At 61.6% G+C, this 11,336-nt stretch carries 6 protein-coding genes; 2 read left to right on the top strand and 4 right to left on the bottom strand.

The window, feature by feature from the left end; all coding sequences use genetic code 11:
• Positions 1 to 126: a hypothetical protein gene (locus ACG2LG_RS12240; protein WP_396259366.1), complete on the bottom strand. Its 126-nt coding sequence runs from the start codon at positions 124 to 126 to the stop codon at positions 1 to 3.
• Between the two features lie 254 nt (positions 127 to 380).
• Here ACG2LG_RS12240 and ACG2LG_RS12235 point away from each other — a divergent pair, with 254 nt between their 5' ends.
• Both ACG2LG_RS12235 and ACG2LG_RS12230 read left to right on the top strand, forming a co-directional pair.
• Entirely contained in the window at positions 381 to 1,283 is a 903-nt protein-coding gene (locus ACG2LG_RS12235) for a hypothetical protein (RefSeq protein WP_396259364.1), read from the top strand.
• Positions 1,284 to 1,590: 307 nt separating this feature from the next.
• Positions 1,591 to 2,271: a PEP-CTERM sorting domain-containing protein gene (locus tag ACG2LG_RS12230; RefSeq protein WP_396259363.1), complete on the top strand. Its 681-nt coding sequence runs from the start codon at positions 1,591 to 1,593 to the stop codon at positions 2,269 to 2,271.
• Positions 2,272 to 2,520: 249 nt separating this feature from the next.
• Here the strand turns inward: ACG2LG_RS12230 and ACG2LG_RS12225 are convergent, their stop codons facing one another.
• The 3 genes from ACG2LG_RS12225 to ACG2LG_RS12215 are packed head-to-tail and all read right to left on the bottom strand — an operon-like array spanning position 2,521 to position 11,237.
• Entirely contained in the window at positions 2,521 to 3,612 is a 1,092-nt protein-coding gene (locus ACG2LG_RS12225; protein WP_396259361.1) for a substrate-binding domain-containing protein, read from the bottom strand.
• A gap of 24 nt (positions 3,613 to 3,636) precedes the next feature.
• The gene (locus tag ACG2LG_RS12220) at positions 3,637 to 7,218 is read right to left on the bottom strand and encodes a sulfatase-like hydrolase/transferase (RefSeq protein ID WP_396259359.1); all 3,582 of its coding nucleotides are present in this window, start codon (positions 7,216 to 7,218) and stop codon (positions 3,637 to 3,639) included.
• Positions 7,215 to 11,237: a sialate O-acetylesterase gene (locus ACG2LG_RS12215; RefSeq protein ID WP_396259357.1), complete on the bottom strand. Its 4,023-nt coding sequence runs from the start codon at positions 11,235 to 11,237 to the stop codon at positions 7,215 to 7,217. Before ACG2LG_RS12215 ends, ACG2LG_RS12220 begins: the two co-directional genes overlap by 4 nt.
• Between the last annotated feature and the right edge of the window lie 99 nt (positions 11,238 to 11,336).

Genomic DNA, 11,336 nt, shown 5'->3' with positions numbered 1-11,336 from the left:
TCACCCCACCAGCGGCCAGCCCTCGCGGCAGGCCTTGAACCGCAGTTCCTGGCCCTTGGCGCTGATGGTGACCTTTGATTGCTTGGGGAACTGACGGCGCGAGGTGGATGGGCCGGGATGGGGCATGGCTGGATCTGGGTTGACGATCAGAAATACGCATGATCCGGCATCCATCTTCCCCGCACCTTCTCGCACAGACCCCGCGGATCTGGAGCATCTGATCTGGAAATGGTTACAGTCACTTCGGCCATTTGGGGTTGGAGCGTCGCCGCTGATTGGATAGTGGACATGGTTCCCGCCGCATCCCCCTCTTGCTCTTGACAAGACTCTGGGAGCTCGAAGTCCACCAAGATTGTCAATCGAACTTAATCAACCATCCCATGAAAAATCGACTGGCTTGCCTAAGCGCCTCCCTCATCGCAGCCGCGTCATCACCAGCCACCCCGATTGCCGTCTATGATTTCACCGCTGGCGCGACCACATCCTCCGATACGGAAACGCTGACGGTCGCAGGAGCCATGGTCTCCGGATCCGGGGTGACGCCTGCGTTCACCTCGGATCGGGTCGAGATTGGAGGAAATGACACTCCCTACAACTATCCTCCTACGCCCAATCCTAGCAGTCTGGACGATGCAATGGCTCCCGCGATCAGCACGGGTAGCTACCTCAGCTTCACCGTCACCATCGGCAACGATGTCGAGGTGGACTTGACGAGTATCGACTTCGATTACAGCTCCATCAGTGGCTTCGATTTCGGCTTTGGAGTCTTCACGGATATCACCGGATTCACGGTGGGCGGCGAGCTTGCCGGTGTCTTTGGCAATGAGGCGAGCAACCCCTCGCTGAGCGGTCCGATTGACCTTTCCGGCATTCCCAGCCTGCAGAACCTGACGGATACATCCGTCGAATTCCGATTCTATTTCATGGACCGAAGCGGAGTGGGCACACGGATCCACGTCTTCGACAGCGTCAGTCTGGAGGCAGCGGTGGCGACGCTGTCGGCCTCGCCGACGATCACCGATTTCAGCTACGATCCGACCGACGGCAGCGCCGAGGTGAGCATCGAGGGCGCCGCCAACACCAACTACAAGCTGGTCGAGGCCGACGACCTGGACTTTTCGAATCCCGATCAGAATCCCATCGATTTAACCGGGGCCACCGTGACCGTGGGCACGCTCGTCGGCAACGAGGTGACCACCGATGGCAGCGGCCATGCCACGGTGCAGTTCACCCTCGGCACCGCCAAGGACGCCACCTTCCTCCGGGCCGAAACGGCACCTTGAGGACACCCCGGCCCCGATGCCCCGTCAAGCCCGCCATCGTTGGGGCCGCCCGCGGGTGGAATTCCATCACCATCGCGGCGGCCAACCGCAGTCGCCTGGGGCAATTCCCCGATCTGAACTAAACGAGGTGCCAGTTGGTCCGAAAATTAGAACTTGAAAAGCAGGGCATGAGCAGCATCACTCGTTTGCGCGCCTTTTCAGGCCGGGCGACACAACCCGGAACTGCTGCTGCCGCGCAGAGCAACTCACGAGACCCTGACAGCTTGGCAATCAGCAATATTTTCAAGAAAGCTTAAACGATACCCCCATGAAGCGACCATTTATCTTCCTCTGTGCCGCTTTGATCGCATCCGCCTCAGCACAGGCCACGGTCATCGCCCAATATGATTTCACCGGCGGATCGACGGCATCCTCGGATACGGAACTCTCCACTACCGCCAGCAGCTTCGCAGCCAGTGGTATCACTCCGTCATACACGAGTAATCGTGTTGAAATCGGTGGTGATGATACCCCGACTGTTGCCTTTGACCCTTCCAATCCGTCGGACTTGGATACCGTTATGGATGCGGCGATTACTAATGGTCATTACCTCAGTTTCACCGTGACCATCGACAGCGCCACCGAGGTGGACTTGACCAGCATTGATTTTGATTACACTTCCACAAGCGGTTTTGACTTCGGCTTTGGCCTCTTCAGTGACAAAACCGGATTCACGGTTGGCAATGAGCTTGCGGGTGTCTTTGGAAATGAAGGTAGCGACCCCTCATTGAGTGGTCCGATTGACCTTACCGGCATCACCAGCCTGCAAAACCTGACGGACACGACGGTGGAATTCCGGTTTTATCTCACGGACCGTAGCGGAAGCAATACGCGTATCCACCTCCTGGACAATGTCAGCCTGGAAGGGAATGTGGGCGCCATCCCCGAGCCGTCATCGGCATTTTTGCTGGGGTTCGCGTTTCTGGGGATTCTTCGCCGACGCCGCTGACATCGGGTTCCGATGGATCGGTGAAACGGCATTTCTTGCACGCCTTTCAGGGTGCGGATTCAACCCACCATCCAACCCGAGGTGGTCGTCTCCCGCATTCGCGGGATCCTCGACCCCGGGCTATCGCCTGTTATCCTTTCAGGATAAGGAATCCCCGTAATCCGTGGCAGACAGCGCAGCACGGCCCTTCAGGATCATGTCGCGTCTGCAAGGCACACGATAGTCGAGGGCTTCTTGCCCCGCGGGCCCTCAAACGATTCGTCTAACATGGCCGGCAACGGGGCCGATGGTGCCTCCCTCGACAAACGCAGCCTTGGTGAAGCTCCGACTCCTGTCGTCCTTGCCACTGGCGATATTGTCGGCCCAGCGCACGATACGCCGAGCCCATTGGCTGCCATCCCAGCCGATATGCGTCACCATGGGGCGAAACCACGCAAAGGCCGGGTCAGGATCGTCACAAATCAACGACACGTCCCGCGGCGCGAGGATTCCGTGGTGTGTCAGATATTGCTGGGCGGCAAGGAAAGTGTGAGCCTCCTCGATGATCAGCGCGGTGGGAGGAGTGTGCCGGAAAAGACTGGCCAACAGCCCTTGCAGCCCCTCCGCGCTTTCCCTCCAGTCCGGCAGATTGTAGGGGCCGTGTTGAATTCCACCGGCAGCCAGTTCGTCCAGAAAGACCTGCTCGAACTCTCCCGGATCGGGCTTGCGGCGCACTTCGCGCGCCAACATCACGATGCGTTTGTGACCAAGTTCGACGAGGCGTCGAACCGCTGTCCGCAACGCGGGCACCTTGTCGGGACCGGTGCTCGCGATCTCGATCCCACGGCGGCGCCCCGCCAGGGCGAACGTCGGTATGTTCTGTTGCGAGAACCAAAGCAGCACCTCGCGCGAGCCGGAAAAGACCAGCCAGGCATCAGCCGGAGACCTGACCACAAAGCGGGCGATTCTCTCGGTGTTCATGCCCAACTCCACCAAGCTCTTTGATGCGAAGCGCGCCGAATGCCCCGCCTCCATCAAGCGGTGCTGCACGTCCACGTTGTAATAGCTCTTCGAATCGTCCGGCGCGTAGAGCAGGATTTGAACCCGCAATCGGGGTGCCGCAGGCTTGTCCGGCAGTTGTAAACGGGCGACTCTCCGACTTTTGCGTGCCCCCTGAAACAGGACCAGCCCTTCGTGCTCCAACTGCCGCACCGCCTTGCCGACCGCCACGGAGTTGACCCCCAGGGTCTTGGCCAACTGCTGCACACCGGGCATTTCTCCACTGAGCGTGCCCTTCTCAATCTGTCGTCGCAGATACGCGGCAAGCTGTTCACTGGTGGAGAGGCGGCTGAACGGTTCCATGACTGCACAATCCAGTCAACCCGCTCACTCAAGTTCAATGACGAAAAACCGGCGAGTGTCGGGGCCGGCGTAAGTCCAGGTGCTTTCGTCGCCGGAAGCGGCGGCGGGCACACCGGTCACTGTGGTCCAACCCAATGGCGGGGTGGCGAGGTCCGCGCTGTGGCGGATGGTGAAGGTGAGCCCGGGCTGGGACGGCCAGCGCAGCTCGAAGCCGTTCGATGGCGCCGGTCCGATCATGGCCCGGAAGAACTTGGTCGGATTGAGGGGATCGAGACCCAGGCGCAGCTCGGTGTGGTCGTCGGATCCGTCACCATCCGTGTCCCGGTCGTCGGGGTCGGTCTCGCCCGGGTCGAGCAGGCCGTTGGCGTTGGCGTCCTCGTCGGCATCGTTGCGGCCGTCACCATCGAGATCGAGATTGCCCATGATGGCGGCGGTCGAGAGGGCTCCCTGGCCGGCAGACGGATAGGTGGGCCAGATCGTGCCGAAGGTGGTGGTCCATTCCTCCTCGAACCGGCGCGCCATGCCCCGGGCCATTTCGAGGACCTTTTCCGGATGGGTCGCCGCAAGGTCGCTGCTTTCGGTGGGATCGGCGGCAAGGTCGAAAAGGGCGAAGCGCTCTTCTTCCCAGAGATAGGTCAGCTTCCAGTCGCCCTTCCGGTAGTTGGCGAAGTGGTCGTTGTCATCCCGTCCGTGCGGATAGTAGATGAGTATTTCCTGCTCGCGGTGGGATCCCGGTGTACCGCTGAGGTAGGGGCTCAGGTCCTGACCATGGATATCGGCGGTCGAGGGAATTTCGACCCCGGCGACATTCATGATCGTGACCGGCAGGTCCCAGCAGGCGACGATGTCGTGCTCGACCGAGTTGCCCGGGATCGGGAGGGCCTGCTGGAAGGGGTTGGTGGGATCGGGCTTGGCCCAGGCCACGATCAGTGGGATGCGGCTGCCCCCCTCGGCACGGTTCCCCTTCATTCCGAGGAGCGGATAGTCGTTGTAGGGGGCATCCGGCAGGGCGTTGTCGTTGAGGAGGGGGTTGTCGGAGCCGTTGTCGCCGAGGAAGATGATCAGGGTTTCTTCGGCCACTCCCTCGGCATCAAGATGGGCGACGATCTCACCGAGAGAAAGATCCATGCCCTCGATCATGGTGGCGAAGGAACGGCTGGTGCTGGTGATGGCGGAATAGTCGCCGGTGGCCCGCGGATCGGTTTGAAATGGCGCGTGCACCGCGTAGTGGGACATGTAGAGGAAGAAGGGCTGGCCGCGGCCCACGGTTTCCGTGATCGCCTCGTTGGCCTTGATCGTGAGCGCCTCGGTCAAGAAGGTGTTGGTCCCGTGGAATTCCTCCACCCCCGGGATGAGCCACGACGGGCGCGAGGGGCCGGCGTAATTGTCGGTGCCGAGATAGCTGCCGGGCTGCCCCTGCCAACTGCCGCCGATATTGACATCGAAGCCGATGAAACGCGGGTCCTCGACCTCATCATAGACATTGGGATCGTGTTGGTCGGTGAAGTGTCCCTTGCCGGTGTGGATGGTGCGGTATCCCGCGGCTGACAGCCATTTCGGCAGGGTCTCCTCATCCGGGTTCTCGATCCCCCGGTTGCGATAGTTCGAGGGGGCATACTGTCCCAGTCTCTCGCCGTTGGTGGAGACCCACGAAGTCACCGCGTGGCCCGTGGTATTGAGGCCCGTCATGAGGCTGACCCGGGTCGGACTACATGTCGGCTGGGCGTAGGCATGGGTGAAGCGCATGCCGTTGCCGGCGAGCGCCTCCATGGCCGGAGTAACGTAGAGGTGGTTGAAGTTGCGGTGGACCGGAGTCCCGTTCGAGTCGCAACTGAACGGCACCGAAGTGTCCATCGGCCCCATGTCATCGACCAGAAAGAGGACGATGTTCGGACGAGGGGGGCCCGCATGCACCGTCAGGCTTTCCTCGACCGTTCCAACTTCATTGGTGGCGCTGAGGGTGAAGGTGGTGGTCGCGGCGATCGTCTTCGCGAGCGTGCCCGAGGCGGCCACGGGACCGGCCTCCGAACTGAGGATGACGCTGTCGGCACCGCTGACGGCCCAGTCGAGGGTCACGGTGGATCCTGGCGCGACGTAGCGGTCGTCCACGATGAACGTGTCGATCACGGGCAAAGGATCCGGCTCGGGGACCCGTTCGACCACCTGACCGAAGTTGAGCGCACCCACACCACCGGTCACACTTGCCGTAAATGCGATGGTGCCGGCATCCGGGGCGATGCCATTCCAGTCGACCACGGTGGTCATGTTGTTGGCGGAACCGTGCATCACGTCGGCAGCCGTGCCGCTGCCGGTGGTCAGATGCCAGGTCTGGGTTCCACCTGGGTTCGCACGCGATCCATAAAAGAGCAGGTCGTAGAGCATGGAGTTGTCCAGCCCGCCGATGGTCACGGTGAGTTCGCCGGCAGCCTGATCTCCCGCATTGAAGAACAAGCTGTCCTGCAATGCGGCGATTGCGAAGTCCGCGAGTTCGCCGGGAAACACGTTCACAGGATTGGCACCCGAGACGGCATTGCCCGCGTCGGAAGTGCCACCGCTGGTCCGGGTGACATCAATGGTCCAGCCGGTCGCCGACCCGGTGATGTCGTTGTTCAGCCCGACGGAGCCTGTGGTATCGGTCGTGTCGTTGAAAGCAGGCGCATTGTAGGTCAATCCTCCCGAGGAGGTGAGCAAGCCGGAGGCGCTGCCGAAGTCGATCAGGGCGGTTTTTGGCTGCGACGACGTCTGCAGGCCGACGGCGTCCTCGTACGTCGCACCGAAGCGGAACTCGTCGACAAACGCCCCTCCCTTCAACTGGAAAGCCACCGTATCGAAGGCCGACTGGTCGAGCGCGGGAATGGTCGCTGCCGCCAAAATGGGGCTACCGGGGTTCAGGTCGGTGTCCGGCGCGTAGAGGGTGAGTGTCTCATCCGTCAGATCATCCGCGCCCCAATCGATTCGGCCGACGATCAGGATCCTGGCATCCTCGTTGATGTAGGCCGGAGTGTCCAACAGGACGCGGTTGGCGTAGGTGTCGGCATCGGCGTCATCCTGCCAATAGGCACCCTGGATTCTGCCTGAGGTCGAATTGGCGTTGAGAAAGGACACTCCGATTCCCTCGCCGCCTGCGAGATTCCTCCGTTGTCCGAATGTCCCCCCCGCGCCCGTGACGAAATTCACGAAGGCGTCCGTGCCCAGACAGAAGCTGAAGTCCACATTCACGATGGAACTGGGCGCGTTCCGCATGACAACGCTGAACCAGAGGGTGTCCCCATTGGCCATCAGGTTGCCCTCATCGAGCACGGAGGGGGCGCCGATGTCGCGTGCCGCGCTGCCGCCGGTGGCGCTGCCGATCACGGAGTTTCCTGCCACCGCGAGGCTACCCCAGCTCAATCCGGGAGAGACCACCGCAGGAGCCGCGTTGTAGGTGCTCCAGGGACCCGAGAAACCAAGCCCGCCATTGGCCCCGCCCACGGATCCGCTGCCGTAGTCGAAATCCTCGTAGATCAGAGCACCTCCGGAGTCCGCCTGCACGACCTGCATCGGAAAGGCAAGAGCGAGCAGAGCGACGGCGGATCGTCCAAGGCACGCTATCAGGTGGCGGATCATGGGATGGACACGGCAACCTTGAGTCTTGCGAAGAGCTTTTCACCGACGGCGAGACTGCGCGGGATCGCCACGGTCACCTGGTCGATTCCGGCCTCATAGAAATCATCGACTTCGCTGATGCTGATCTGCGTGGGGTCCGTTCCCTCGTGCGCGGCGGTCGTCCAACCCGAGAGGTTGCTCCCGTATTCCACGGCGATGGTGGTGTTCGGGTCGGCGTTCGCCAGATCACTCCGGCGAAAGACGAACAGGAACTTGTCCGGATCAGTGGTGTTGTCGAAGCCCGGGGCCTTGCCCATATCGTCCGACCCGTCCGTCGGATCGCCTCCGACCACGTATTCGATTCCGGTATCGAGGCCACCGCCATCGAAGTCCAACTCCGGATTGCTGTCGCCCAACGTTCCCAGGAAGGGACCTCCCGACCACGTGTCGTAATCGCTGGCGCTGCCTCCCAAGCCGATCACATCCTCATAGGTCGCCCCGAAGCGGATTTCGTCGATGGTTACCGCATCCTTCATCTGGAAAGCCACCGTATCGAAGGCGGACTGGTCGAGTGCGGGAATGACCATGCCATCCAAAACTGCGGTGCCAAGGTTGAGGTCGGTATCCGGAGTGTAGAGGGTGAGCGTTTCTCCCGCCAGATCATCGGCGCCCCAATCAATCCTGCCGACGATCAGAAGTGTGGCCCCATTCCAACGGTCAAAGGCGAGTTGAGTCACGCGCTCGGCATAGGAGTCCGCATCATTATCCTGATAATAGGCACCCACGATATCGCTCACACTCGAACTGCGGTTGATCTTGGCCACTCCGATTCCCTCGCCACTTTGCAGGCTTGTTCGATCTCCAAACTCACCTGATCCGTAATCGGCGAAGCCGTCACTGCCCAGTGAAAAATTGAAGTCCACATTCGTATGGCCGGACGGGATGGAAAGCAGGAAGCTGAACCAAAGCGACTGTCCGTTTGCCATCAAGCCGGCACTGTCCAGGGCGGAGGTGTCACCGATGAGGCGAGCCCCTGCCCCTGAGCCGGAATTCACTGCCTTACCCGCGCCGTTGCCTGCCACGGCAAGGCTGCCATAGCTCAAACCGGGGGCAACCACGCTCGGGGAACTGTCTATCGTGCTCCAGGCAGCAGTGAAACCTGTCCCGCCATTGTTGGTGCCCAAACCTCCGGCATCGTAGTCGAATCCTTCATAGATGAGGGCGCCTCCGGGGCCGGACGGCGGGGCCTGGGTTGTCGCATCGAAGGCGGCGGACTCCAGGCTCGAGTTCTGCTGGGCCGATTTGTCACGGGCCTTGACGGTGTAGCTGTAGGTCGTCGAGGGGCTGAGGCCACTGTCGGTGTAAGTCGTCGAGTCCTGCCAGCCGCTGTCGTCACCGCCCGCGTTGCCGCTGGTTTCGGTGAAATAATACTCCACCCCGCTGCCTTCCGGATCGACGACGGTTTCCGCAGTCATGCTGATCTCAGTCGATGATGTCGCAAATGGGGCCACATCGAAACCGGGGATGGGCGGAGAACCGTTGTCCGTGGCCTCGGTGGTGGCGGCGGCATTCGGCGACCAATCGGTGGCGTTCTGATTCGGCGACTTGTCGCGAGCCCGCACGCGGTAGGTGTATTCCGTTTCAGAATTCAGCCCGGTATCGACGTAGATCGAACTGTCCTGCCAGCCACTGTCGTTGCCGCCGCCCGAGACGCTTTCAAAGTAATACTCCACGCCGTTTAGATCGGTGGCCGTGGTGGCGGTCATGGTGATGCTGCTGTCACCCAGTGCCGCAGGTGGCGTCGCCCAGATCATTGGGTCGGGGCTGGGCGGTGTCGTATCCGGGACCATCTGGTCCGTGGCAATCACATCGTCATAGCTGGCAGCAAAGCGAATCTCGTCGATTTGCGGCGAGTCTACATTTTTGCCGGAAAAGGAAAGGACGTCGAACTGCGCTTGATCCATTACCGCGCTGGTGGTGGAAACCGGTGAGCCGGGCAAAACAAGATCCGTGCCGGGGAGGAAAATCTCGACGGTGTCTGCCGAGGCGCCATCCGCGCCCCAGGTGATGCGCCCGACCACGAGACCTGTGGTTTCCGAGGGGATCGTGCCGGTCGTGGTGCCGGTCGAGCGGGCCTCGGCCTGCCAAGTGGCCGCTTGGGGTCGCGTCCCCCTGTCGAGAAACACCCCGATGGCCTGACCGCCGTCCTGCACGCCTCGCACACTTCCTTCACTGGCGGGACTCTTGTTGATGGTGCTCCGGTCGGTGCCCAAACAGAACATGACCGTGGTATTCACATCTTCGGTATTGTTGGTGAGGAAGCTGAACCAAAGCTCCCCGCCGTGATCGAGCAGGCCGGCCTCGGCCAACTCGGACCGGATCCGGGTATTCACCACGGCATCACTACCGCCGGGATTGGACACATGGTTACCGGAAGTGGGCAGCGTGCCGAAAGACAGGCTGTCCGCAACGACACTGCTGTTGCCGATCCAGCGACCTGAGAGCCCGGCTCCCACACGATTCTCCCGAAGAGTCGAGTCCGCATCGGCAAAGGGCTCGTAGATGTAGGCGTTGCCCGGAGACAAGCCATCAAGATTGATAGTCTCCTCGGTCGGCGCCGCGGAGCCATTGGTGGGCACCACGCTGTAGGTAACGTCGCCCGAGGCGGGCGGACTGGTGTCGTCGTAGCTGGTAGCAGTCCCCGCGATGGTATCGATCAGACTGCCGTTGCGGCGCACTTCAATGTTGGCGTAGCCGAGATTGTTGGTCCACTTGAGGCGGACCTTGTTCTGAAAACGATAGACATCGAGATCGGTGATCCCGGCGTCGAAAGTGAGCGTTAGCGGCGGGCAGGGATCGCCGGATTTGGCGAACTCGAGCTGATACTCGATCAGGCCCGGCTCGGCGGTCGTATCGAGATAGCTCGCCGGGCTTATCGGCGCCGCTGCCGCGATTTCCGAGCTGTCGCGCAGCACGCGCACGCTGGTGGCGGCATCCGTGCCGTCCTCCCAGCTCAGCGTCACGCCGGTAGCATCGCCAGTCGCCCGGAGGCGGTAGGGGCAGCGGGCCGGAACCATCTGCGACATGACATCCGCCATCGCCAAGCCGAGGTTGACGTAGCTCTTGGCATTCCGGTTCCAGTGGTAGTCCTCATTATTCGGCGACTCCTCGACCAACTGCCAGAACGTGAGATCCTCGTAGGGCTGACGCGTGTCGATGGTGGCCACGTTTCCGGCAAAGGCCGGATAGGCTGCGGCATCGGCCACCGCGAGCTGGGCGAGCTCGACCTCGCGATAGGTGAACCAGGCGGTCGTGCCCGTGGTGGCAATCACGAACGGCAGGTTCGGCACCGACAGGTCACTGCGGATGTCATTGATGAAATTCACGAGATTCGCCTCGTAGGCCGCGCTACGGTCGACATTGATGAGATCGTTGTAGCCCTGGTGCCAGCAGAGGCCGGCAATCTCGTAGCCTTCCACCGCGTCGTAGCCGGGCACACTGGCCAGGTCATTGGCGATGAATCCGTTCACATCGGCGATGATCCGCTCGTACCAATACCCGATGTCGCCATCGGCGACGGGAGTGGCGTAGGGACCCGAACTGGGCGGGAGGAAATCGACGCCGAGGCTCCTGCCTCCCTGGGCTACCTTGATCAGGATCACCGGTTCCTCGTAGAGATCACCCATGGCGTGTCCGAATCCGAGTTCCGGGCCGATCGACCCACCGTCGATTCCAAAGCCAGCCGTCAACCCGGCGTTTCCATCCGCCTGCGACACACTGTGATACCAGACATCGGAGCGTTGTACCCAGGCACCGGCTCCATCCACCAGGAACTGGTAGTCACCGTTGAGGTCATTCGCCACCGTGTAGGCAAGGGTGCCAGGCGTGGTCTCTCCAGCCACCACACCCTGTCCGACCATGTTGGACTGCCCGGCGAGGATGAAGATCTTCGCGGGGGCCGCCTGCAGGGCGGGTACTGCCAGGCCAAGCGCGAGAAGAGCGGCGGCAAGGATGTTGGAGAAACGGAAGAGGGAGTTCATGGTTGGTCGGGTTTTGTTGATGCCATTCGGATGACCACGCGGCAGCGGTCACAAGAGTGTCCAAGAGTCGGGGCGGCCCAAATGAGGCCGCCCCGGTCG

It is taken from the genome of Haloferula sp. A504 (assembly GCF_044385805.1).
Classification (GTDB): domain Bacteria; phylum Verrucomicrobiota; class Verrucomicrobiia; order Verrucomicrobiales; family Akkermansiaceae; genus Haloferula.
The sequence above is the reverse complement of the archived record's forward strand: the minus strand, read 5'-3'. Positions and strand labels throughout refer to the sequence as shown.

Coding starts and splice junctions, on each gene's coding strand:
- ACG2LG_RS12220 (WP_396259359.1), bottom strand. CDS start 7,218: ATGATCCGCCACCTGATAGCGTGCCTTGGACGATCCGCCGTCGCTCTG.
- ACG2LG_RS12230 (WP_396259363.1), top strand. CDS start 1,591: ATGAAGCGACCATTTATCTTCCTCTGTGCCGCTTTGATCGCATCCGCC.
- ACG2LG_RS12225 (WP_396259361.1), bottom strand. CDS start 3,612: ATGGAACCGTTCAGCCGCCTCTCCACCAGTGAACAGCTTGCCGCGTAT.
- ACG2LG_RS12235 (WP_396259364.1), top strand. CDS start 381: ATGAAAAATCGACTGGCTTGCCTAAGCGCCTCCCTCATCGCAGCCGCG.
- ACG2LG_RS12215 (WP_396259357.1), bottom strand. CDS start 11,237: ATGAACTCCCTCTTCCGTTTCTCCAACATCCTTGCCGCCGCTCTTCTC.
- ACG2LG_RS12240 (WP_396259366.1), bottom strand. CDS start 126: ATGCCCCATCCCGGCCCATCCACCTCGCGCCGTCAGTTCCCCAAGCAA.